Below are 22,608 nucleotides of genomic sequence, written 5' to 3' on the forward strand. Positions count from 1 at the left end.
CTTCGTGTCCGAGTCGGCGGTCCGGCTTTCCGACGCGGATCGGATCGCGGAGGGCCGATCGACTCGGCGATCATCCGGGAGGACGAATGTCCGAATCTCGGCCGACTCGGGGGAGAGCCGTCGCACCCGTCCCGCCCGGCAGCGTGTTAGCGCGCACAGTTCGCACGATCGAGATCACCGAGGACATCGTGCACGCGATGGTGTGAGTCCTCCTCGTGCTGGTCGGGATCCTGCTCGTCGTCGACACCGCGCGTCACGTCGCCGCCGCGCTGACCGACGGGCAAGACCTGCAGGCGATCGTGATCGTGATCCTCCAGGAGACCCTCCTGCTCTTCATCAACTGCATGACCCACCCCCGGCGGTGTTGCGCGTCCTGGCCAAGGTCAGACTCGCCGACCTCCTTGACGAACGGGCCGCCTGACCCAGCCGTAGCCAGGCACGCGCAGCAGCCAGACACATTGCGCGGCTCAGCGTGCCGCGCCGGCCGGATCGGCTCGAGAGTCAGCTCACGACCGGTACGGGGTCGAGGTGCTCGGCCAAGAACCACACCTGCATCTCGTGCCGCCGGAGCACGTCGCCCATCAGCAGGTCGTTCGTCCCCCATTCGCCGGTCTCCTCGGTGCGCACGATCCCCTCCCGCACCTTGCCAATGATGATCTCGTGGGTCTCGAGCAGCCGGGACAGCATCGCCGGCACCTCCTCGGCGCCATCCGGCGGGCGAGCTACCGAGGTCAGCTCGGCGACGTGCCGCGGGTCGCCGACCGCGACGCCACCCAGCATCTGCACCCGCTCGGCGAGCATGTCGATCAGCTCGAGCTGCTCCGCCGCGTGCTTGTCGAGCAGCAGGTGCAGCTGGTAGAAAGTGTGCCCGCGCATCAGCCAGTGATACTTCTTGTAGTGGCTGTACAGGAGCAGGGAGTCGGCCAGGATCGGGTTGAGCAGCTCGACGCTGCCCTTCCGGGTGCCCTGATCGAGCGCGATCGGCAGGTCGCGGAGCTTCCCGAACGGCTGGATCTCCACGCCGTTGTGGTGCAGGCGGGGCTGGCTGTCGCGAACTTGGGTGTCGCTGGTCATCGTGGCGGCTCCTTCGTGTCAGTTGGTGGATGAAAGTGCTGGCCAGGTCAGCTGGGGACCTTGATCGCGGAGATGTCGACCTCGATGTTCACGCACTCGCTGACCAGCAACCCGCCGGCTTCGAGCGCAACGTTCCAGGCCACTCCCCAGTCCTTGCGGTTGATCGTCGTCTTGCGGTTGATCGTCGTACAGCCCTCGAAACCCACGCGGAGGTTGCCGAACGGGTCGGTGGCGGGGCCGGTGAAGTGGAGATCCATCTCTACCGGACGGGTCGTGGCTTTGATCGTCAGGTCGCCGACGACGTGGAAGACCTCCCCCGACCTCCGCTGCACGGACGTGTTGCGGAAGACGATCTCCGGGTGAGCCGTCGCGTCGAGGAAGTCGTCGGTGCGCAGGTGCTCGTCACGCTGGTTGTTGCCGGTGTCGATGCTCGCGGCCTTGATCCGCACCTCGGCCCAGGGGTTCGCCGGATCCTCGTCCAGGTGTCCCTTGCCTTCGAGCTCCCGGAACTGGCCGCGGACGCGGGTCACCATCGCGTGCCGGGCGGCGAAACCGAGCCGGGTGTGGGCGGGGTCCAGGGTGTAGTCCCCGACGAGCCGTTCGAGGCTGGTGGTCGTGGCGGCGGTCATGGTTCTCCTCCATACGGACATGCCGGTGGTCGATCGCCCGGGGCCGCCGCGGTGAGCAGCGACGCGGCGGCACCACTCGCGAGCATGGCGCCTGACCCGCCGTTCGCCATCGGCCTGGCAGCGCGAGCCGCCAGGGCAGGCGCCGGCCTTCCAGGGCGGTCCAAGGGAAGGTGTCAGATCGTCTGTATACAAGATCGACGATCAGTTGACAGGAGTAGACAGCGACCGTGACTGAAGATCAGCAGTCGGGGCATCCATGGGGGGTGCCGGCCCAGGTCGGCGCCGGCGAGCGGGGCCTGTGCCGCCATCGATCCGGACGGACCGTCCTGCGGTCGAGGTGAGCGTCAGCGGGGTTCGGGGCCGCCGCAACCCCGCTGGTGTTCATCTCGGCCGTGCCGGCCGGCCGCGACTACGCTCGACGGGGTGACGACCACCGGCGCCGCCCGTGCCCGCCGCTACTACGACGCGAACACCTGGAAGTTCCTGCTGTCCGGCAGCGGGCAGCGCGCCATCCACCGCGAGCTGTGGGCGCCGGAGGTCACGGACCTCAAGGGCGCGCTGCACCACGCGCACGACCTCGTCGCCACCGAGATCGGGCCCGAGGACCGGTCGGTGCTCGACCTCGGCTGCGGGGTCGGCACGGCCGCGCTGTACCTGGCGCGACGCCTGCCCGTGGACGTCGTCGGGGTGTCGATCAGCCCGGAGCAGGTGCGGCTCGCTCAGCGGTTCGCCGCCGCGCACGGACCGCTGCGCGGCACCGTCCGGTTCGAGACGGCGGACTTCACCGCCCTGCCTGCCGGGCTCGTCGGGTTCGACGTGGCGTTCGCGATCGAGTCGTTCGTGCACGCGGACCCGGCGTCGGCGTTCTTCCGCGAGGCCGCCCGGGCGCTGCGCCCCGGCGGGCGGCTGCTCGTGATCGACGACGTCCGCACCGGCGATCCCGCCGATCCCCGGCTCGACGACGTCCGCACCGGGTGGCACGCCGAGACCCTCGTGTCGGTGCCGGAGGCGGCCGCGCTCGCCGCCGAGGCCGGGCTGGAGCTCACCGGCTCCACGGACCTCTCGCCCTACCAGCGCCTCGGCCGCCCGCGCGACCGGCTGATCGCGGCCCTGCAGCCGGCGCTGCGCCGGGCACGGTCCCGGTCGGTGTGGGCCGAGTCCCTCGTCGGCGGGGATGCGCTGCAGCGCTGCCACCGCGCCGGCCTGCTGGAGTACCGGCTCTTGCGGTTCGTGAAGCGTTCGTGAAGGAGGGGCCGTCATGACCGACCGCATCACCACCGAAGAGCTGCGCGGGCTCTTCCTGTTCGAGGCCCTCGACGAGGCGAAGCTGGCGTGGCTCGCCGAGCACGCCCGCGTCGTCTCCGCGCCAGCGGGCACGGTGCTGTGCGCCGAGGGCGAGCCGGCGGACTGCTTCCACGTGCTGCTCACCGGGACGGTCGCGATGAGCAGGCGCATCGGGCCCGACGACGTCGAGACCACCCGCACCGACCAGCGTGGCGTCTACTTCGGCGCGGTGCAGTTCTACCTCGACGACGACTCCGCCCGCATCTACCCGGCGACGGTCCGCGCGATCACCGACATCACCGCGATCGCGCTGCCCGCCGTGGAGTTCGCCCGCGCGTTCGCGGACTGGTTCCCGATGGCGGTGCACCTGCTGGAAGGGCTGCTGCTGGGCATGAAGCGCGGCAACGCCGCCGTCGCCCAGCGGGAGCGGCTGCTGGCGCTGGGCAAGCTGACGGCCGGGCTCACCCACGAGCTCAACAACCCGGCCGCCGCGGCCGGTCGCGCGGCGCACGCGCTGCGCGACCGCGTGTCCGCGATGCGGCACAAGCTGGGGATGATCGCGTCGGGCCGGATGAACCGCGACCACCTGCAGGCGCTCGTGGAGATCCAGGAGAAGTTCGTCGAGATCGCTGCGGAGCCGCCGCGGCTCACGTCGCTGCAGGCCGCGGACGCCGAGGACGAGGTGGCGGACTGGCTCGACGAGCAGGGGATCGCCGGGGGCTGGGAGCTCGCGCCGGTGTTCGTCGCGGCGGGGCTGGGGGCCGACCAGCTGGAGGCCGTGCGGGCCGCCGCCCCGCCCGACGCGCTGGAGGGCGCGATCCGGTGGCTCTCCTACACCGTGGAGACCGAGTCGCTGATGCGTGAGATCGCGGACTCGGCGGAGCGGATCGCCGCGCTCGTCGGTGCGGCCAAGCAGTACTCCCAGCTGGACCGGGCGCCGCACCAGTTCTTCGACCTGCACGCCGGCCTCGACGCCACGCTCGTCATGCTCGGCCCGAAGCTGGGCGGGATCCAGGTGGTCAAGGACTACGACCCCGCCGTGCCGCAGATCCCGGGCTACCCCGCCGAGCTCAACCAGGTGTGGACGAACCTCATCGTCAACGCGCGCGACGCGATGGACGGATCCGGCACGCTCACCCTGCGCACCCGGGTCGTGGAGGACTGCGTGGAGGCCGAGGTCACCGACACCGGCACCGGTATCCCCCCGGAGATCCAGGGGCGGATCTTCGAGCCGTTCTTCACCACCAAGCCGGTGGGCCACGGCACCGGGCTGGGGCTGGACGTGAGCTACCGCGTGGTCGTCGGGCGCCACCACGGCGACCTGCAGGTGGACTCCGAGCCGGGCCGCACGACGTTCACCGTGCGGCTGCCCGTCCAGGAGCCGCCCGCCCAGGGATAGCGGGCCGCACGCCTACAGCCAGGCCGGCAGCGCCGGTGCGCGCCTGCCCGAGCCCGTCCGCAGCTCCTTGCCCCTGGACCGGCCGGTGAGCCACGCGGCCAGGCCGGCGATCGGCCCCGTCACCGACTCGGCTGTGCGCCCCTTGCCTGCCAGCGCCCAGGTCCGGTCCACGTCCGAGGCCACCAGCTGCAGCGAGGGGCACCCCTCCCGGGATCCGAGTTGGCCCGTGACCTCGTGGACCAGGGCCAGGAGCATCGGCACCGGCATGTCCGCGAACGACGCGCCGACGTCGAGGTCCACGGCGTGGATCCACATCTCCCGCGCCCGGTACCAGGGCACCGACGCCGCGAGGATCGGCGAGCCGTTGGGGTGCGTCACCGTGGCCGACCAGGCCGACTCCGGCATCCCCCGCACCACCGCGGCGAGCCGGTCCCCGGAGCCGAGGACGTCCTCGCGGATCTCGGCGGGCGTCCGCTTCGCGCCCGCCTCGATGTCGGCGTCGCGGCGCTCCCGGCTCGGGTAGGCGGGGGTGACCGTGCCCGTCCGCGCCCACTCCAGGAGGTTCACCATCGCGTCGGCGTTGCGAGCGATGTGGCTCAGGACGTGCGCGCGGCTCCATCCCGGCAGCGCCGACGGCGCCGCGAACGCGTCCTCGCCCATCCGGGCCATGAGTGCGCGCAGGTGGGCGGCACCGTCATAGGCCCAGGCGAGCGACCTCGCGCGGGACGCCGTCACCCGGCATCGCCCCGGACCGCAGGATGAGCGGGCGACGCCTGGCGCATGGCGACAAACCTACCCGCGGGCGGGCCGCCCCGCTGGGCGGCGGCCGCGGGACGTGGATCACCTCGAGACGACGTCGCCCTCGCGGTTGTCGAACAGGTCGTTGCCCTCCGGTTCCTCCGGCTCGGACCCGTCGCTCTTGATCAACACCCCCACCCGGCTGCCGAAGATGCTGTTCCCGTGGATGTCGAACCGGCCCTGGGTGTCGACGTAGATGCCGTAGCGGGCGTTGTTGCCCAGCGCGTTCGCCCGGACGGTGTTGTCGCCGGCCTCGCTGACCAGCCGCACCCCGTCCCGGCCGTTGGAGAGCACGACGTTGCGCTCGACGACGTTCGCCGCGGACGTCTGGCCGACCCCGATCCCGGACTCGCCGTTGTGGTAGACGCGGTTGTTGCGCACGAGGTTGTGGTGCGACTCGTTGAGGTTGATGCCGTGCGCGACGTTCAGGAACGTCTCGTTGTCCTCGATCACGTTCCGGTCCGACCGCTGGTAGAGCACGATCCCGTGGTGGGCGTTGCGGTACACGACGTTGCCGCGGATCACCGAGTCCACGCAGTCCTCGGCGAGGATGATCCCGTGCTTGCCGTTGTCGTGCACGACGTTGCGCTCGATGACCATGTTGCGCGATCCGGTGTGCGGGTCGATCCCGTAGATGATGTTGTCGTGGAACTCGCTGTCCGCGACGGTGAACCCGTCCACCTCGTAGGTGTAGACCCCGAAGTACAGGTGTGAGACGACGCTGCGCGTGATCGTCCCCGTGGTCCCGGCCGTGCGCAGCGACAGCCCGTAGGACTCCACCGCGCCGTAGCCGAGGAAGCGCACCTCCGCGTGGTCGACGGAGAGCTGCGCGCGGTCGCGGGCCAGCACGTACGCGCGGCCGTCCAGGTGGTCGGTGTCGGCGCGTCCCGCCGCCTCGTCCCACGAGGTGACGCAGCTCCCGGCGACGTCGAGGCGGCCGCCGAGCACGCTCAGCGTGACGTAGCGGCCCGGCTCGCTGCTCAGGCCGAACCACCGGACCTCCGGTGCCGCGATCCGCATGGCCGTACCCGCGGACAGCACGAGGTTCGCGCCGAGGAGCCAGTTGCCGGGGCTCACCTCCCGCAGCACGCCCGGATCGCGCACCGCGGCGGCCAGCGCCGCCGGGCCGAACCCGGTGCCCGCCGTGACCGTGACCGTCCCGGCCGCCCGGTCGTAGCGCGCCGCCACCGGCGTGGGCGGCGCCGGCGCCTGCGGCCCCTGTGCGGCGAGCTCGGCCGACAGGTCCGCCTGGCGCGGGCACGGGTTCGCGGGATCGATCACCACGGGCGCCGGCACCTCCCGCGGCGTGAACGGGGTGGCGTCACGCCCGCACCCGGTGAGCGCCGCGAACAGCAGCAACGCCGCGGCGAGGACGCGGACCGCCCGGCCCCTCACGCGGCACCCACCGGGACGGGCGGGGTGCGCCGGGGGCGCGGCTTGAACCTGCGCTGCCGCAGCGCGTGCACCAGCTCCAGGAACACCGCCACCCCGATCAGGGGCAGCCCGATCGCCGCGATCAGGTTCAGCGGCGGCAGCGACACGTCGTTCACCCCGACCAGCGTCACGTCGCCCCGCAACGACTCGATCGCGTGCACCCGCGACTCGCGCAGCTCCACGCGGGCGGCCGGACCCGCGTCGATCCCGATGTCGAAGGCCTGCACCGCGGCCCGCCGGATCACCACCGGGTCGGCGCCGCGGGCCCGCAACCCGACGTCCGACGCGGACACCGCGACGTCGGTCATCGTCGTGGCGGCCTGGGCGACGATGCCGGTCTCCGAGCCCGCGATCCGGATGTCCTCCAACGTCGCCCCGCTGGAGAACGTCCGCACCGCGTCGTTCGCGACGCCGTCCGTCCGCACGTCGCGGAGCACGACCTGGCCACTGCCCGGGTTCGCGACGATCCCGTCCTCGCCCCCGGAGATCCGCACCCCGGTGACGGTGAACCCGACGGCGCCGCGCTCGACCCGCAGGGCGGTGCCCGTGTCGCTGACGGTCACCCGGGTGAGCGACACGGCCTTGCCGCCGCTGGAGACGCCGACGACCTTCGCACCCTCCACGGTGCTGTCCTCGATCGCCAGCCCGCGGGTGGACTTCTCGATCACGATGCCGCGCCGGCCACCGCTGATCCGGGCCCGCTGCACGACGGCGTCCGCCGTGCCCACGTGGGTGAAGAGGGCCAGCGGCTGGTCGATCGCGGTGAAGTCGGCCACCAGGGCGTTCGTCGAGCGGTTGATCCGCAGGCCACCGGTGAGGTCCGCCTCGGTCGTGACCCCGCGGATCTGCGGCGCCACCTGCCCGACGACCGCGAGCCCGAACCCCTTGTTGCCGGTGGTGGTGATGCCGGTGATCGGCCGGTCGCTGCTCGGGCCCTTCACCAGCACGCCGTTGGCACCGTTGCGCTCGGCGCGGACCTCGCGCAGCACGGTGCCGCGGTCGCCCTGCAGGACCAGGCCGTCCACCGCGGACCCGGCGACCGTCACCCGTTCCAGCGTGACGCCCTGCGTGCCCGACAGCTCCAGGCCGATGGTGTTGCCCACCAGCGTCGTCCCGACCAGGGAGCCCGTGGCGCCCGGGTTGAACTGCACGCCGCTGCGGCCCGCGGGATCGTCGACGTGCGTGCCGAGCCCGCGGAACGTCGCGTCGAGCGCCTCCAGCCGCCCGCTACCGGCGACCACGACGAACGGGCGTCCCGGACCGGGCGGCATCGGCTCGCCGGCCCCCCGCACGGACTCGACGGTGACGCCGCGCACGACCAGCCGCCCGCCACCGGTGTAGACGGACGAGGCGTCCGCGAGTGTGTCGCCGCCGGAGAGCGCGATGCGGGGCGCGCCGGTGAGGTCGAGCGCGGTGCCGGGGGTGAGCACGATCGCCGTCGAGATCAGCACCTCGTCCGGCGTGGCCTGGATCCAGCCGGGCGGGGTGATCCGCGCCAGCGCCGCCGGGGTGACGGTCGTGCCCAGCGCGCGCTGCACGCCGAGACGCCCATCGGCGACGACGTCCACGCCGGAGGCCCGTACGACGACCATCCGGTGCGGTGACCCGTGGCGCAGCCAGGCGTCGCGGGCCTCCCGCTCGTCCGCTGCGCGGCGGGCCGCGGCCTTCGCCGCCGCCTCGGCCGCCTTGCGGGCCTGCTCCGCGGCCCGCTTGCGCGCCTGCTCGGCCGCCTTGCGCCGGGCCTCCTCGGCGGGATCGGGACCCGTGGTGGGCGGCGCCGGCACGGGTCCGGTGCTCGGAGGCGCGGCGGGGCTCGGCGCGGGTTCCGGCGCGGGATCGGCCGACGGTTCGGGACCGGGCTCGGCGGACGTCTCGGGCCCGGAGTCCGACCCGGAGTCCGGCCCGGAGTCCGCGCCGGGTTCGGGTGCGGCGGCCGCGACTCCGAACGCGACCGGCGCCCACGGCTCGGCGGTCGCGGTTCCGGGGACGGTCCGCGCCGCCGTCCCGTCCGCCGTGGTCGTGACGCCCGGCGTCGCGACCAGCACCAGGGCGGCCACGCCGAACGCACCGGCCGCCCGCAGCAGGGCTCCCACGGTCCCGCCGCTCACGACGACACCTGCTCCGGCTCGCGCAGGGCACGCGGTCGGGGCGCCGGGCTCGGCACCGGTGCGGCGCGCTCCTGCAGCCCGGCGACTGCACTGGCCACGGTGGCCACAGTGGCCACAGTGGCCACAGTGGCCACAGTGCTCACGGTGCGCACGACCTGACCGTTCTCGACCGCGACCTGCCGGGTGAGCCAGCGCTGCTTGCGGATCGTGCAGAGCGCGTGGATCTTGATCAGCGCCATCACCCAGGAGACGACGACGTAGCCCGGCACGAAGAAGAACGAGGAGGGCCTGCGCCGCAGGTGCGGCAGGAGCTTCGCCGAGCGGCTGATCCACCACCACGCGGCCAGCACACCGCAGAACACCCAGTTCTGCACCGCGATCGAGTAGATCATGAAGGCCGGGCCCACCAGCAGCGTGAAGCTGGAGATCCCCTTGTCCACCATCGTGTAGGCCAGGAACGGCTTGCGCCACACCCAGCGCCGCGACAGCGCCCGCAGGTCCGACCGCCACGTGTTGCGCGCCCACCGCAGCCGCTGCTTGACGAACACCCGCCACGTGTCCGGGAAGGTCGACCAGACCTCCGCGGTGCGCTGCATGTAGGTGAGGTGGCCCCGCTCCAGGATCAGCGTCGTGAGCCGCTTGTCGTCACCGGACAGGCACGGCACACCCCAGAACGTCTCCTCCATGAACTCCTGCTCGACCTCCAGCAGGAGCTCCCGGCGGTACACCGCCGTCCGCCCGGACAGGCAGGACACGGCCTGGCCCAGCACCGTCTGGGAGGCGTTCTCGTCGAAGTAGCGGTGATCGAGGAACATGTCGGTGATCCGCGCCAGGAACCCCTTCGACCCGTAGACGTTCTGGCGCGTCCCCACCCCGCCGACCCGCGGATCGGCGAACGGCTTGCACACCTCGCGGGCGACGTCCGCGGCCCAGATCGTGTCGGAGTCGACCAGCGCCACCAGCTCGGTGGACGCCGCGTTCCAGCCGCGACGCAGCGCGTCCCGCTTGCCCGGCACGTCCGTGACCAGCACCGTGACCGGGTAGCGCGCAGCGATCTCCCGGCACGTGGTGTCCGAGACGTCGATCACCAGGATGACCTCGTCGACCCGGTTCGCGAGCCAGGACTCGATCGCCGCCGCGAAGACCTCCGGATCCTCCTGGTAGACCGGCACCACGATCGACATCGACAACCGGTGCCCACCGCTGATCGGCCGATACAGCACCGCCGGGATCCGGCGCACCAGCCAGCACCCCCACCGGAACAGGCCGAGGATGCCCAGCGGGGTTCCGAACACGTAGTAGTAGACCGGGAGCGACATCGTCGTCACACCCCTGCCGCGATCGTGGGTGGCACGGACTCGGGGTATCCGCTCCACGACGAAGGGCGGGATGAAGGCACGTTCAGTACTCCTGGGGAGCCGGGGAGCCGGGGAGCGGGCTCCTGGTCGGACACACGGCTGTCGAGGCCTCGAAGACGGGCGTTACCGGTCTGCGAGTACGTCGTTGACCATCTCGGAGTGATCTCGGATCGATCCTCGGAGAATCACGAGGTCACGGCCTTATCACGATCATCGATCACTTCACGAGTGTGAGGTAGATCACAGCAACGTCGGGCCGCCTCACGCAGAGTGCTCGACCCGCAACTGCTCGATCACGGCCTCGCCGACGGCGTCCGGGGCGTCGCCGCGGTCGACGTTCGACTGCAGGTAGGCGCCCGCCTTGAAGTACCAGCCGGAGCCGCTGAGCGGGATCGAGGCCTTCCGCTCCTCGCCGAGGAGGACGTCGATCCGGCCCGCGGTGGCGATGATGCGCACCTCGTACGGCGTGCCGAGCCGGTACGCCGGATCCAGGACGGCCTTCGAGTCGCCGTCGTCCCATTCCACGAGCAGCTCGTCGTCCTCGACGCGCACGAGGACGACGTCGTCCTCCGCGTCGTGGATCTGCGCCACGACGATCTCCGGCTTGGCCGGCGGCAGCGACAGCACGGCACCGCGGACCGTCATCGTGTGGGTCCCGCTGGTGTTGGACCACGACGCCTTCTCGGAGCCGTCCATCTCACGCAGCTCGGAGCGCGGGTACTTGCTGCCCTCCGTCGTGGCGCCGCCCGCGTTCGCGGTGAACAGCACGCCCGTGCCCGCGTCGTCGACCCGGAAGTACGGGCCGCTGTAGTTCTCGAGCTCGGGCTGGTGGACCGTGTCCGGGTCCTCGGGGGTGCCGGTGGGCAGGGTGAGGTACCAGTCGCGGAGGTCCAGGAGCTGGCCCGGGACCTGCGCCGAGACCCCCGGCGCCGGGGTGGCGGGCGCGGGCGGCGGCGCCGCGGGGACCACGGGCTCGGGGCCACCGCAGCCCGCCACGAGCGCCACGCCCGAGGCGACCAGTGCGGTGGCGATCGCGGTGCGGAGTGCGGCGCCGCGCGGCGCGGCGTACGGGCGGCGGGTCCGGGGCAGTCGCGGGTGCGACGTGCGGGGGAGCATGCGCGCGACGCTAGCAAGGCCCGGGCGCGGGACCCGCCCGGCCGTCGCGCGCCCCCGGGCCGGCCACCTGGAGGTGGAGCTCCGGTCGGAAGCCGTGCGCGAGGGCGAGCACCGAGGTCGGCGGCGTGAGGACGGTCAGCGTGCCGCCGGGTCGGGGCCGCGGATCGGCCCACCCGGCGAACGAGAACGCGAACCACCGGTCGCCGAGCAGCAGCCGCGGTGCGCCGGCGAGCACGACGGTGCCGTCGGGCAGGCTCGCCGCACCGGCCTGCCAGGTGCGCCGGTCGGCGGCGCGGGACAGCGAGCTCCCGGCGCGGCGGGCCGGGACGGCGAACCGCTCGGCCGCGAGCCGCCGGTTGAGTTCCCCCGCCCGCACCGGGGCCCCCAGCGCGGCCCCGACCGCGTCGCGGTAGGCGCGGTAGGCCGCGTGGCGGCACTCCCCGCACGGGCGGTGGCCCGCGGCGAGCGCCACCGCGTCGTCGAGGAAGAAGACCGGCGTCCAGCGGCGCGGGCGGGCGAGCCCGACCCGTCGCCCCCGGAACTCCGTGCGGCAGGTGATCCAGAGCGGGCCCCGGTGATGGCGCACGGTCTCGCCGTCGTCGTTCACGAGGCACCCCCGGTTGCCGGTGAACCGGCCCCGCTCGGCGACGGCGTGCAGGTCGCCGAAGGGGTCGACCCGGTTGCGGCGCGGCACGGACCCATGATGCGCCCGGTGTCCATGATCGCCACGGCAGGTGCACGGCGCTCGTATCCGATCGCCCCGCACCCGCCTCGACGATCATGAAGGGGGTCGGTGAGCGGAGCCGTCACCCGCGCGGGCCCCGTCCGTGAGCAGGGTGCGGCACAGCATCTCCGCCCACCACTCCTCGACAGCGTCCGCGGTCCAGCCGCGCTCGTCGCGCAGGACCCGGAAGCCCTCCAGCGTGCACAGGCCGGCGAACACGTCCAGTGCGATGTCGACGTCCACCCCGTCGCGCCACGCGTGGGCGGGCCAGGACGAGAAGACCTCCCGGCGCACGCGGTCCCCCCGCCCGCGCCCGTCGGCGTAGGCCGCCGCGAGCTCGGGACTGTCCCGGCGGCCGTCCACCACGATCCCGACGAGCGCCCCGCCCGCGTCGAACAGCCGCCGGTCGAACGCGACGAACGCCCGCAGCTGGGCGGCCGGATCGCCGCCTGCGGCCTCCAGCGCGGCCAGGGTGGTCTCGGGGCCCGCCAGCTCGTCCGCGGCGTCGATCAGTGCCACGGCGAGCGCCGCCTTCGAGCCGAACGTGGCGTAGACGGTGGCCTCGGCGACCCCCGCGGCCCGCGCGACGGCACGCACGCTCGTGCCGGCCCAGCCACGCTCGACGAACAGCGCGCGCGCCGCGTCGACGATCGCCGCCCGGGTGCGGTTCGCCTGGTCCTCCCGCACCCGCGACCGGTACGGCCGCCGGGCGCTCGCCGAGGTCATGGACCGCACTGTACCAGTTGGCTGTAGATAGCTATATTCACTGAGCGATACTCAGTCAAAGCAGCACCACTCGTCGAACCGGAGGAACCGTGACCGCACCCCTCCGCTCCCCCGCCGCCCTGCTCGGCGCCGGCGGCGTCCTGCTGCTCGCCGGCGGCCCGCTGCACCCCGACGGTTCCGGCGCGACCGTCGAGGAGCACCTGGCGTCGATGCTCACCGCACCCACCTGGGGCATCTCCCACCTGCTGCTGCTCGCCGGGTCGGTGCTGGCGGTCGCCGGGTTCGTGGCCGCGTGGCGCGGCGAGGCGTTCGGCCCGCGCGTGACGCCGCTGCTGCCGCTCGTCATCGCCTGCTGGACGCTCGGCGTGCTCGACGCGGTGCCGCACCTGCTGGCCTCGCACGACCACGCGCACCTCGTCGGCGGCGCCCCGACGCCGATCCTCGACGTGCACCTGGTCCTGCAGACCGTCGCCGTGCCGGCGGTCGGCCTCACGGGCGCGCTCGTCGCGGCGGCCGTCGCGTGGTCGGACCGCACGGTCGCCGCCGTCGCGCTCGGCGCCGTCGGCGTCCTCGGCGGGCTGGGGTACGCCGCCGCGGGGCTGCTCGTCCCGCTCACCTGGGACGTGCGCTACGCCGCGCTGTTCCCGCTGCAGACCGGCCTCGCGATCTGGCTGATCGGGACGGCGGCGCGGCTGGCCGCCCGGTCCCGGACGCCCGTCCCCGCGTGATCGTCCGCGTTCCGCGGGCGGCGGGTCGGCTCCCCGGCTGACCTGCCGTACGGTCGGTCCGGACCGCATGCGGCGGAAGGACCAGCATGGCGAGCTTGCTGCCCGGACCGGCCGATCCCCCTCGTGCCCGCCTGCGCGCGCTGCTCGCCGGTCCCGCCCCTGTCCTCGCCCCCGGTGCGTACGACGCCCTGTCGGCCCGGCTCGTCGAGCAGGTCGGATTCGGCGCGGTCTACATGACCGGGTTCGGCACCACCGCGTCCCTGCTCGGCAGGCCCGACGTCGGCCTGCTCGGCGGCGAGGAGATGATCGCCAACGCGCGCCGGATGGTCGCGGCCGTGGACGTGCCGGTGATCGCCGACGCCGACACCGGCTACGGCAACGCCGTCAACGTCCTGCGCACGGTGGCGAGCTACGAGCAGGCCGGGGTCGCGGGCATCCACCTGGAGGACCAGGTCTCGCCGAAGCGCTGCGGGCACATGACCGGCAAGGCGGTGATCGACCGCGAGGAGATGGCCGGCAAGATCCGCGCCGCGGTCGCCGCCCGCCGCGACCCGGACCTGGTGCTCATCGCACGCACGGACGCGGCGGCCGTCGAAGGGTTGGACGCTGCGCTCGACCGCGCGAGGGCCTACGCCGATGCGGGCGCCGACCTGCTCTTCGTCGAGGCCCCCACCAGCGAGGACGACATCGGGCGGGTCGCAGCCGAGCTCCGCGGCGCGGCGCCGCTGGTGTTCAACTGGGCCGAGGGCGGGCGCACCCCGCCGATCGGGCTGGACCGCATCGCCGAGCTCGGCTTCGCCCTCGTCCTGTTCCCCATCGGCACGCTGCTCGCGGCCACCGCCGGGATCCGCGCCTTCCTGGAGACCCTGCGCGCGGACGGCACGCCCGTCGCGGCGCTGCCGGGCCTGCCGGGCTTCGACGAGTTCACCGACCTCGTGGGGTTGGCGGAGGTCCGCGAGCTGGAGCGGCGGTTCCGCTGAGGCCCGAGGTCGGGCGGCACAGGGGGTGTGCCACCCGACCGCCATCGAGACCGGCGGCCGATGGGGGGGCCCGGCCTTCCGGACCCGGCCGACGGTAGCCAAGCCGACCCCTGCCGCGCAGTGCCGAACCGGACAACACTCGCCCGTCCGGATGCAGCGTTTCGCGGCCCGGCGGGCCCCTCTGGGCCCGGGCACGCGAAGATCGCAGGCGACGGCGTACGGAGGCGACATGGGCGACGCGGAGGGCACGGCGACGTGGGCGGACGTCCACCGCCTGCTGCGTGCCGAGGCCGACGAGATCACCGATGCCCTGGTGGCGCGCTTCCGCGCGGAGCTGCCCGGTTTCGCCGCGCTCCCCGAGCCGATGGTGCGCAGCGGGCTGCGCGACCATCTGATGCGGGCGATCGACGCGCTGGCCGACGACCCGGCCCACCCCGATCTGCTGGAGATGGCCGCGACGGCCGCGACGCTGCGGGCCGCGCAGGGCGTCCCCGTCGACGACGTGCTGCGGGGCTGGCGCATGGGCGCCACCGAGCTGTGGCGCCGCCAGCAGCGCATCGCCGCCGAGATCGGCATCGACGTCGGCGAGCAGCTCGACGCGGCCCGGTTCGTCCTGGAAGGGGTGGACCGGGCGCTCGACGCGGCGATCGCCGGGCACCGCGAGGGCCTGCGCCGCCGCGACGGCCCGGACGCGGCGCTGCGCGCACGGCTCCTGCGCGGCCTCCTGCTCGGCACCACCACCGCGGCGGACCGCGACCTGCTCGCCAGCGGCTACCGGGTCGGCCCGGACACGCCGTGGCGTGCCGTCCGCGCCCGGGTGGACTCCGACGACGAGGCCCGGCTCGCCGAGCAGGCGCTGACCGCCGCCGGTGCGGCCCTGACCGCGCGGGTGGACGGTGAGATGCTCGCGATCGTCCCCGACGGGGCCACGCCTGCGTCGCCCGTCCCGGCCGGCGTGGGCGGGGCCGCCGGGCTCGCCGAGCTGCCGCGCTCGTTCGCCGAGGCGGCCGCGGCGCTCGCCACGCTCACGACCTTCCGGCGCAGCGGCGCAGCGACCCTCGACGAGCTCGGCGTGGAGGTCGCGGTCGCGACCCGCCCGGAGCTCGGGGTGCGGCTCGCCGCCCGCTACGTCGCACCGCTGCTCGCGACCGGAGTGGCGGGCGCGGACGTGCTCGGCACCGTCGACACGTACCTGCGCAGCGGGCTGCGGGTGCACCGGACCGCCCAGGCCCTGTACGTGCACCCGAACACCGTGCGCCACCGCCTGCGCCGCTTCGAGACGCAGACCGGTGCCCGCCTCGACGACATGGCGGAGGTGGTCGGCGTCTGGTGGGCGCTGCGCCACCACGAGGCGCACGGCGACGCCGGCTGACCCGGGCCGGGCGACGACCCCCCGCCTTCCCGGGGGAGGCGGACCCCGTCCCGACCGCCCGCCGCGGACGGGCCGGGATCAGGTGTCGCGGCGGAGCATCGAGTCCTCCAGGTCCAGCTCCCGCTGCACCCGCCGGAACACCTCGTCGTCGATGCGCCGCTCGTCGCGGTAACGCACGAACACCTCGCGCTCCGCCGCGAGCATCTGCATGCGGAGCCGGCGGAACGCGACGCTCGGGGTGCGGTCGACCTCCTCGACGGGGCCGAGCCGCTCCCACGCGGCGTTGCTGCGCGACTCCGCCATGTAGCGCAGCTTCGCGACGGCGTGGCGCGTCAGGGGGTTGCCGTCGTCGAGCTCCGCCAACCGCGCCGCCGCGGCCTGCGCCGCCGCCGTCTGGGCCTGCGCCTCGGCGAGCGCGTCCGCGAAGTCCTCGTGGCCGCGGACGTCGAGGCGGCGGATCACCGTGGGAAGCGTGAGTCCGTGCAGCAGAAGCGTTCCGACGGTGACGACGAACGCCAGCAGGATGATCTCCTCCCGGCCGGGGAACGGCGCGCCTGTGTTCGTGACCAGCGGGATCGCGAACGCCGCAGCCAGCGTCACCACCCCGCGCATCCCCGCCCAGGAGATGACGGCAGGCACCTGCCAGCGCGGGGACGGGTCGCGCTCGCGCAGCCGCCGGAACAGCCACCGCGGCACGTACGTCGTCGGGAACACCCAGACGATCCGGGCCAGCACGACGACGAGGACGAGCAGAACGCCGTCGAGCAGGAGCGGCAGCAGCGGGGAGTCCACCCCCTCGACGACGGCCCGCAGCTGCAGGCCGATGAGCGCGAACACCAGCGACTCCAGCACGGTGTCGGCCGCCTTCCACACCGCCTCCTCCTGCAGCCGTTGCGCCGGGCCGGCCTGCGGCGCCCGGTGGCCGAGGTAGAGCCCGGCGACGACGACCGCCGTGACCCCCGAGACGTGCAGCGCCTCCTCGGCGAGCAGGAACGTCCCGAACGGGACGAGCAGCCCGACCGCGCTCTCCAGCACCCCGTCGCGCAGCAGCAGGCGGATGCGGTGCATCACCGCCCCGACGGCCCAGCCCACCACCGCACCGCCGAGCGCGATCAGGACGAACACCCCGATCCCCTGCCAGACCGTGTAGCTGGCACCCACCGCCACGGCGACCGCGACCCGGAACGCGGTGAGTGCGGTGGCGTCGTTGAGCAGGCTCTCGCCGGCCAGGATCGTCATCACGCGCCGGGGCAGGCCGAGCCGTCGCCCGACGGCCGTGGCGGCGACGGCGTCCGGCGGCGACACGACGGCGCCGAGCACGAGCGCGGACGCGAGCGGCAGGCCGGGCACCAGCCACCAGGCGGCGAGGCCGACGGCCGCCGTCGTGAAGAGCACCAACCCCACGGCCAGCAGCCCGATGGGGCGCAGGTTGTCACGGAAGCGCAGGTAGGAGCTGTCCAGCGCCGCCGAGTAGAGCAGCGGCGGCAGGATCAGCAGCAGGACGAGGTCGGGGTCGATCGCGTAGTCCGGCACGCCGGGCACGAACGACACCGCGAGCCCGACGACCACGAGGACGAGCGGTGGGGACGCGCCGATCCGGCGGGCGAGCGCGGTGACCGCGAGCGACCCGACGAGCAGCGCGATGAGCGGCAGACCGTGCACCTGGTCGGCGCCCCGTCAGACGATCATGGAGTCGACGTAGCACCACCGCCACCGCTCAACCGGCTCGAACGAGGCCATGACGGGATGACCGGTCGCGTCGTGGTGGGCACTGGCGTGCCGGAACGGCGAGGAGTCGCAGCAGGCGACATGCCAGCACGTGAGGCACTCCCGCAGGTGAGCCCACGTCTGCCGGCCCTGCGCGAGGCAGTCCGTGCAGCCCTGCCTCGAGCTGGGCGCCACGTCGCGGATCTCGGCGAGATGGGAACAATCGGGCACTGCAGGTCCCCTCGGGAGGCGGGTGGGCCGGGTGGACGCCGCGACCACGACCGCCCGGCGACCACAACCGTCGAGTACAGCCCCGCGGCGCACGCGGCGCAAGGTGATGATCGCCGGCTCCACGCGCACGAGGGGCTTCGGCGACAATGTCGGCGTGAGCGACGCGCGTCGGCGGGCCGGAGCGGCCCCGACATGACCACCACCGCGCCCGAACGCACCGACGCAGGACCGGCAGGTCCGCTCTCCGCCCAGGTCGCGGCGCCGGTTCGCCGGTTCCTGCGTACGGAGGCCGGCAGCGCCGGGCTGCTGCTGGCGGCGACGATCGCGGCCCTGCTGTGGGCCAACCTCGGCAGCGGCTACGAGGCCTTCTGGGACACCGAGCTGGCGATCCGGCTCGGCGACCACGAGCTGTCGCTGAGCCTGCAGCACTGGGTCAACGACGGCCTGATGGTGTTCTTCTTCTTCGTCGTCGGGCTCGAGGTGAAACGCGAGCTCGTGATGGGCGAGCTGACGGACCGGCGCCGGGCCGCGGTGCCGCTCGCGGCCGCCATCACGGGTCTGGTGGTGCCGGCGCTCGTCTACCTCGCGGTCAACCCCTCGGGCCCGGCCGCGCACGCCTGGGGCGTGGTGATCTCCACGGACACCGCGTTCCTGCTCGGGGTGCTCGTGCTCGTCGGCCCGGCGTGCCCGACGCAGCTGCGGCTGTTCCTGCTCACCCTCGCCGTCGCCGACGACGTCGGTGCGCTGGGCGTCATCGCGATCTTCTACACCGAGGAGCTCGCGATCGGTCCGCTGGTGCTCGCCGCGGCAGGCCTCGCGCTCATGGCGGCGATGCGGTTCTGGCTGCGGCTGTGGCGCGGGCCCGCCTACCTCGTCGTCGGCGTCGGGGTGTGGCTCGCGATGCACGAGTCCGGGGTGCACCCGACGATCGCCGGGGTCGTCATCGCGCTGCTCTCGCCCGCGTACCCGCCGCAGCGCGACGAGGTCGAGGAGGCCGAGCGGCTCACCCGCGCGTACCGCCAGTCCCCCAGCCCCGAGTACGCCCGCGCGGCGCGGCTGGGGATCGAACGGACGGTGTCGGCGAACGAGCGGCTGCAGCTGCTGTTCCGGCCCTGGTCGAGCTACGTCATCGTGCCGATCTTCGCCCTCGCGAACGCCGGGGTGGTCCTCGACTCCGCCACGATCGCCGCATCCGCCACCTCGCCGGTGACGCTGGGCATCGTCGCGGGTCTCGTGCTGGGCAAGCTCGTCGGCATCCTCGGCGGCGCGGCCGCCGCGGTGGGCCTGCGGCTCGGCGTCCTCGCACCGGGGCTGCGGTTCGGCCAGCTCGCGGGCGGTGCGGCGCTGTCCGGGATCGGCTTCACGATCTCGCTGTTCATCGTCGATCTCGCGCTCGACGACGATCCCGCGCTCGCCGACCAGGCCCGGGTGGGCGTGCTGGCCGCGTCGCTGCTGGCGGCGCTCCTGGGCTGGGCGCTCTTCCGCATCGCGGACCTGCTGCGCGGGGGTGAGCTCGAGCGCCGTCCCACCGCGCTGGACCCGCCGGTCGACCCGGAGCGCGACCACGTCCGCGGTCCCGTCGACGCGCCGTTGACGCTGGTCGAGTTCGGCGACTTCGAATGCCCGTTCTGCGGGCGCGCCACGGGCCTCGTGGAGGAGCTGCGGGAGCGGTTCGGGGACCGCCTGCGCTACGTCTTCCGCCACGTCCCGCTCGTCGACCCGCACCCGCACGCCGAGCTCGCCGCCGAGGCCGCCGAGGCCGCCGGGGCGCAGGGCCGGTTCTGGGAGATGCACGACGTGCTGTTCCGCGATCAGGGCCGGCTGCGTGCGGTGGACCTGCTCGAACACGCCGAAGAGATCGGGCTGGACGTCGAGCGGTTCGCCCGCGATCTCGGCAGCGGCCGGTTCGCCGCACGGGTGCGCGAGGACGCCGCGTCCGCCGACGCGAGCGGCGTGGCGGGCACGCCGACGTTCTTCGTGAACGGGGTGCGCCACACCGGCCCGACGGACACGGCGAGCCTCGCCGCCGCACTCGGCGATCCCGGTCCGGCGCCCGTCACCGCGACCACCGCGCCGGCACGGCCGTTGCCGGCGCTGGGCAACCCTGGCCGGGCCGAGATCGGCGACCGCGTCGACCCGGCGCTGCTGCCTCCCGACCCGCCGGAGACCCCCGACGACGGTGGCGCCTACCCGCGCCTGTCCGCCGAGCAGATCGCCCTGCTCGAGCGGCACGGCACGCGCCGCACGGTCGTTGCGGGCGACGTCCTGTTCCGCGAGGGCGATCCCGGCTACGACCTGTTCGTCGTCCTGTCGGGCCGGATCGGGATCCTGGAGCACGCGGGCACACCGGAGCAGCGGGTGGTCAAGGTCAACGGTGCGGGCCGCTTCCTCGGCGAGCTCAACCTGCTCGGCCACGAGCCGGTCTTCCTCAGTGCGGTGGCCGTCACGCCGGGCGAGGTCCTGGACGTGCCCGTGACCGCGTTGCGGACGGCGTTCGCCGAGTCCCCCGCGCTGCGCGACCTCGTCGTCCGGGCGTTCCTGCTGCGCCGCTCGCGGCTCCTGCGGTTCGCCGCCGAGCTGCGGATCATCGGTCACGCCGGGGACCCGGCGACGACGAGCCTGCGCACGCTGGCACAGGAGCGCGGCGTGGCGGTGAGCGTCGTCGACCCGGAGGAGGACGGCGACGGCGCGGCCGAGCTGCTCGACGAGATGGGTATCGACCTGGGCGCCGAGGGCGAGGCGGGCAGGCTGGTGCTGCCGATCGCGCTGTGGCGCGACGAGGTGCTGTTGCGCCCGACGCCGGACGAGCTCGCGGCGCTGCTCGACGAGCGGCCCGCGACCCGGCCGGAGCCGTGATCAGGGCCGCTGGTCAGGCCACCGCGAGCAGCGGCCGCGCGTCCTGGAGCGTGAGGCCGAGGTCGCGGGCGACCTCCGCGCTGGTCAGCGCCCCGTCGTGGGTGGCGAGGCCCGCGGCGAGCCCCGGGTCCGTGGCGAGCGCGTGGCGCCATCCCTGGTTCGCCAGCCTCAGCACGTACGGCAGCGTGGCGTTCGTCAGGGCGTAGGTGGAGGTGTGCGGCACCGCGCCGGGCATGTTCGCGACGCAGTAGAAGACGCTGTCGTGCACCCGGTAGGTCGGGTTCGTGTGGGTCGTGGGTCGCGAGCTCTCGAAGCAGCCACCCTGGTCGATGGCGACGTCCACCAGCACCGAACCGGGCTTCATCCGCGCCACCAGGTCGTCGGACACGAGCTTGGGCGCCCGCGCGCCGGGGACCAGCACGGCGCCGACCACGAGATCCGCCTCCAGCACGGCCTGCTCCAGGGCGTGGGCGGTCGAGACGATCGTGCGCACGCGCCCCGCGTAACGGTCGTCCAGCTCGCGCAGCTTGGCGACGTCCAGGTCCAGGACGGTGACCCGCGCCCCGAGCCCGACGGCCATCGCGACCGCGTTGCGGCCCGCGACACCCGCCCCGAGGACGACGACCTCCGCGGGCGCGACACCGGGCACGCCGCCGAGCAGGACGCCCCGCCCGCCGTTCGCGGCCATCAACGCGGTGGCCCCGGCCTGCGGCGCGAGCCGGCCCGCCACCTCGCTCATCGGCGCGAGCAGCGGCAGCGACCCGTCGCGGCCGCGGACCGTCTCGTACGCGATCGCGGTGGTGCCGGAGGCGAGCAGCGCCTCGGTGCACTCGCGGGAGGCGGCGAGGTGCAGGTAGGTGAAGAGCACCTGGCCGCGGCGCAGGCGGTGGTACTCGCTCGCGACGGGCTCCTTCACCTTGAGCAGCAGGTCCGCCGCGGCCCAGACGGCGTCGGCGTCCGCCATGATGCGCGCGCCTGCCGCGACGTAGTCCTCGTCGGCGATCGCGCTGCCGAGCCCGGCGCCCGCCTCGACGGCCACGTCATGGCCCGCGCGCACCAGCTCGTGCACCCCCGCGGGGGTGAGGGCGACCCGCGCCTCGCTGTCCTTGACCTCACGAACCACACCGACCAACATGCAGCTATTCTGAACTTGTCAGTCATTCACTGCCATACTATCGGCGTAAGATTCGAGAGAATGCTGTGTTAACCGCAGAATCTACAGATGGTGGCGCGCGTCATGTGCCGTTGCCGAAGGATGTTCGGCCGCGCCTGGACGACGTGGACCGCACCCTGCTGCGCCTGCTCGCCGCGGACGGCCGCATGTCGAACAAGGATCTCGCCGAGCGCGCCGGCATCGCCCCGTCCACCTGCCTCGCGCGGATCCGGTCGCTGCGCGAGCGCGGCGTGATCCGCGGCTTCCACGCGGACGTCGATCCGCGCGCGCTCGGCCACGACCTGCAGACGATGATCGCGGTCCGGCTGCACCCGCACGCCCGCGGCCATCTCTCGGACTTCGCCGAGAGCATGCGGCGGCGACCCGAGGTGCTCGACGTCTACTTCGTCGCGGGCGCCTACGACTACCTGCTCCACGTCGCCACCGCGGACACCGACGCGGTGCGCTGGTTCGTCGCCGAGCACCTCAACCGCAACCGCGACGTCGCGCACACCGAGACGAGCCTGATCTTCGACCACCTGCCCGCCGCGGGCCGGTACGGATAGCGTCGGGACGTGCGTGTCGCGGAGCTGTGGCGTTTCCCGGTGAAGTCGCTCCAGGGCGAGCAGGTGCGGTCGAGCGAGGTGGGCCCGCGCGGGCTCGCGGGCGACCGGGGCTGGGCGCTGTTCGACGTCGCCACCGGGTTCGGCCTCACCGCACGCCGCATGCCCGCCCTGCTCATGGCCTCGGCCCGGCTCGTCGCGGACCGCGACGAGCCGGCCGTCGAGATCGTGCTCCCGGACGGCACCGTCACCGTGGACGACGCGGTCCTCTCGGACTGGCTGGGCCGCCCCGTGGCGCAGCGCGCCGCCGAGGAGGTGGTCGAGCGCCGCTACGAGAACCCGTCGGACACCGAGACCCAGGCGCCGGC

20 protein-coding genes are annotated in these 22,608 nt (G+C 73.8%); 8 read left to right on the forward strand and 12 right to left on the reverse strand.

Going from position 1 to position 22,608, the window contains the following annotated elements:
* Positions 1 to 501 precede the first annotated feature (501 nt).
* Together AB7J25_RS16125 and AB7J25_RS16130 are read right to left on the reverse strand one after the other, a co-directional pair.
* On the reverse strand, positions 502 to 1,074 hold the full coding sequence (locus AB7J25_RS16125; RefSeq protein ID WP_428509781.1) for a Dps family protein: 573 nt from the start codon (positions 1,072 to 1,074) through the stop codon (positions 502 to 504).
* A gap of 47 nt (positions 1,075 to 1,121) precedes the next feature.
* On the reverse strand, positions 1,122 to 1,703 hold the full coding sequence (locus AB7J25_RS16130) for a YceI family protein (RefSeq protein WP_428509783.1): 582 nt from the start codon (positions 1,701 to 1,703) through the stop codon (positions 1,122 to 1,124).
* Between the two features lie 423 nt (positions 1,704 to 2,126).
* On the opposite strand from AB7J25_RS16130, the gene AB7J25_RS16135 reads away from it, so the two are divergent.
* Both AB7J25_RS16135 and AB7J25_RS16140 read left to right on the forward strand, forming a co-directional pair.
* Positions 2,127 to 2,948 carry an SAM-dependent methyltransferase gene (locus tag AB7J25_RS16135; RefSeq protein WP_428509785.1) on the forward strand — a complete coding sequence of 274 codons (822 nt, stop codon included), beginning with the start codon at positions 2,127 to 2,129 and terminating at the stop codon, positions 2,946 to 2,948.
* Between the two features lie 13 nt (positions 2,949 to 2,961).
* Positions 2,962 to 4,386 (forward strand): ATP-binding protein, encoded by a 1,425-nt coding sequence (locus AB7J25_RS16140; RefSeq protein WP_428509787.1) that lies wholly within the window; start codon positions 2,962 to 2,964, stop codon positions 4,384 to 4,386.
* A 12-nt stretch (positions 4,387 to 4,398) separates the two neighbouring features.
* Here AB7J25_RS16140 and AB7J25_RS16145 read toward each other — a convergent pair whose 3' ends face one another.
* The 7 genes from AB7J25_RS16145 to AB7J25_RS16175 form a co-directional block, all read right to left on the reverse strand.
* Positions 4,399 to 5,121 carry a maleylpyruvate isomerase family mycothiol-dependent enzyme gene (locus AB7J25_RS16145; protein ID WP_428509789.1) on the reverse strand — a complete coding sequence of 241 codons (723 nt, stop codon included), beginning with the start codon at positions 5,119 to 5,121 and terminating at the stop codon, positions 4,399 to 4,401.
* Positions 5,122 to 5,226: 105 nt separating this feature from the next.
* A complete protein-coding gene (locus AB7J25_RS16150) occupies positions 5,227 to 6,579 on the reverse strand; it encodes a right-handed parallel beta-helix repeat-containing protein (protein ID WP_428509791.1) in 1,353 nt (450 codons plus the stop codon).
* On the reverse strand, positions 6,576 to 8,726 hold the full coding sequence (locus tag AB7J25_RS16155; protein WP_428509793.1) for a right-handed parallel beta-helix repeat-containing protein: 2,151 nt from the start codon (positions 8,724 to 8,726) through the stop codon (positions 6,576 to 6,578). The genes AB7J25_RS16150 and AB7J25_RS16155 overlap by 4 nt, the downstream gene beginning before the upstream one ends.
* Complete coding sequence (locus AB7J25_RS16160; RefSeq protein ID WP_428509795.1) at positions 8,723 to 10,045, reverse strand: glycosyltransferase; 1,323 nt, start codon at positions 10,043 to 10,045, stop codon at positions 8,723 to 8,725. Before AB7J25_RS16160 ends, AB7J25_RS16155 begins: the two co-directional genes overlap by 4 nt.
* 300 nt (positions 10,046 to 10,345) lie before the next feature.
* A complete protein-coding gene (locus AB7J25_RS16165) occupies positions 10,346 to 11,200 on the reverse strand; it encodes a polysaccharide lyase family 7 protein (RefSeq protein ID WP_428509797.1) in 855 nt (284 codons plus the stop codon).
* 10 nt (positions 11,201 to 11,210) lie between these two features.
* Positions 11,211 to 11,894: a hypothetical protein gene (locus AB7J25_RS16170; protein ID WP_428509799.1), complete on the reverse strand. Its 684-nt coding sequence runs from the start codon at positions 11,892 to 11,894 to the stop codon at positions 11,211 to 11,213.
* A gap of 84 nt (positions 11,895 to 11,978) precedes the next feature.
* Entirely contained in the window at positions 11,979 to 12,650 is a 672-nt protein-coding gene (locus tag AB7J25_RS16175) for a TetR/AcrR family transcriptional regulator (RefSeq protein ID WP_428509801.1), read from the reverse strand.
* 89 nt (positions 12,651 to 12,739) lie between these two features.
* Between AB7J25_RS16175 and AB7J25_RS16180 the strand changes: the two genes are divergently transcribed.
* From AB7J25_RS16180 to AB7J25_RS16190, 3 genes are all read left to right on the forward strand, one after another.
* Positions 12,740 to 13,378, forward strand: coding sequence for a hypothetical protein (locus AB7J25_RS16180; protein ID WP_428509803.1), 639 nt, complete (start codon positions 12,740 to 12,742; stop codon positions 13,376 to 13,378).
* Between the two features lie 86 nt (positions 13,379 to 13,464).
* Positions 13,465 to 14,358 carry an isocitrate lyase/PEP mutase family protein gene (locus AB7J25_RS16185; RefSeq protein WP_428509804.1) on the forward strand — a complete coding sequence of 298 codons (894 nt, stop codon included), beginning with the start codon at positions 13,465 to 13,467 and terminating at the stop codon, positions 14,356 to 14,358.
* Positions 14,359 to 14,587: 229 nt separating this feature from the next.
* Positions 14,588 to 15,730 (forward strand): helix-turn-helix domain-containing protein, encoded by a 1,143-nt coding sequence (locus AB7J25_RS16190; RefSeq protein ID WP_428509806.1) that lies wholly within the window; start codon positions 14,588 to 14,590, stop codon positions 15,728 to 15,730.
* A 78-nt stretch (positions 15,731 to 15,808) separates the two neighbouring features.
* Here AB7J25_RS16190 and AB7J25_RS16195 read toward each other — a convergent pair whose 3' ends face one another.
* Together AB7J25_RS16195 and AB7J25_RS16200 are read right to left on the reverse strand one after the other, a co-directional pair.
* A complete protein-coding gene (locus AB7J25_RS16195; RefSeq protein WP_428509808.1) occupies positions 15,809 to 17,392 on the reverse strand; it encodes a Na+/H+ antiporter in 1,584 nt (527 codons plus the stop codon).
* A gap of 15 nt (positions 17,393 to 17,407) precedes the next feature.
* Positions 17,408 to 17,797: a UBP-type zinc finger domain-containing protein gene (locus AB7J25_RS16200; RefSeq protein WP_428509810.1), complete on the reverse strand. Its 390-nt coding sequence runs from the start codon at positions 17,795 to 17,797 to the stop codon at positions 17,408 to 17,410.
* 63 nt (positions 17,798 to 17,860) lie between these two features.
* Between AB7J25_RS16200 and nhaA the strand changes: the two genes are divergently transcribed.
* Entirely contained in the window at positions 17,861 to 20,524 is a 2,664-nt protein-coding gene (gene nhaA / locus AB7J25_RS16205) for a Na+/H+ antiporter NhaA (protein ID WP_428509812.1), read from the forward strand.
* A 13-nt stretch (positions 20,525 to 20,537) separates the two neighbouring features.
* Here the strand turns inward: nhaA and ald are convergent, their stop codons facing one another.
* Positions 20,538 to 21,659, reverse strand: a complete 1,122-nt coding sequence (gene ald / locus AB7J25_RS16210; RefSeq protein WP_428509814.1) for an alanine dehydrogenase — start codon at positions 21,657 to 21,659, stop codon at positions 20,538 to 20,540.
* Between the two features lie 143 nt (positions 21,660 to 21,802).
* On the opposite strand from ald, the gene AB7J25_RS16215 reads away from it, so the two are divergent.
* Together AB7J25_RS16215 and AB7J25_RS16220 are read left to right on the forward strand one after the other, a co-directional pair.
* Positions 21,803 to 22,243 (forward strand): Lrp/AsnC family transcriptional regulator, encoded by a 441-nt coding sequence (locus AB7J25_RS16215; protein WP_428509816.1) that lies wholly within the window; start codon positions 21,803 to 21,805, stop codon positions 22,241 to 22,243.
* Between the two features lie 9 nt (positions 22,244 to 22,252).
* A partial coding sequence (locus tag AB7J25_RS16220; protein WP_428509818.1) for an MOSC N-terminal beta barrel domain-containing protein occupies positions 22,253 to 22,608 on the forward strand: 356 nt, incomplete at its 3' end.

Source organism: Pseudonocardia sp. (assembly GCF_050246655.1).
Taxonomy (GTDB): Bacteria; Actinomycetota; Actinomycetes; order Mycobacteriales; family Pseudonocardiaceae; genus Pseudonocardia.

Coding starts and splice junctions, on each gene's coding strand:
- AB7J25_RS16185 (WP_428509804.1), top strand. CDS start 13,465: ATGGCGAGCTTGCTGCCCGGACCGGCCGATCCCCCTCGTGCCCGCCTG.
- AB7J25_RS16190 (WP_428509806.1), top strand. CDS start 14,588: ATGGGCGACGCGGAGGGCACGGCGACGTGGGCGGACGTCCACCGCCTG.
- AB7J25_RS16125 (WP_428509781.1), bottom strand. CDS start 1,074: ATGACCAGCGACACCCAAGTTCGCGACAGCCAGCCCCGCCTGCACCAC.
- AB7J25_RS16140 (WP_428509787.1), top strand. CDS start 2,962: ATGACCGACCGCATCACCACCGAAGAGCTGCGCGGGCTCTTCCTGTTC.
- nhaA (WP_428509812.1), top strand. CDS start 17,861: ATGACCACCACCGCGCCCGAACGCACCGACGCAGGACCGGCAGGTCCG.
- AB7J25_RS16130 (WP_428509783.1), bottom strand. CDS start 1,703: ATGACCGCCGCCACGACCACCAGCCTCGAACGGCTCGTCGGGGACTAC.
- ald (WP_428509814.1), bottom strand. CDS start 21,659: ATGTTGGTCGGTGTGGTTCGTGAGGTCAAGGACAGCGAGGCGCGGGTC.
- AB7J25_RS16165 (WP_428509797.1), bottom strand. CDS start 11,200: ATGCTCCCCCGCACGTCGCACCCGCGACTGCCCCGGACCCGCCGCCCG.
- AB7J25_RS16175 (WP_428509801.1), bottom strand. CDS start 12,650: ATGACCTCGGCGAGCGCCCGGCGGCCGTACCGGTCGCGGGTGCGGGAG.
- AB7J25_RS16160 (WP_428509795.1), bottom strand. CDS start 10,045: ATGTCGCTCCCGGTCTACTACTACGTGTTCGGAACCCCGCTGGGCATC.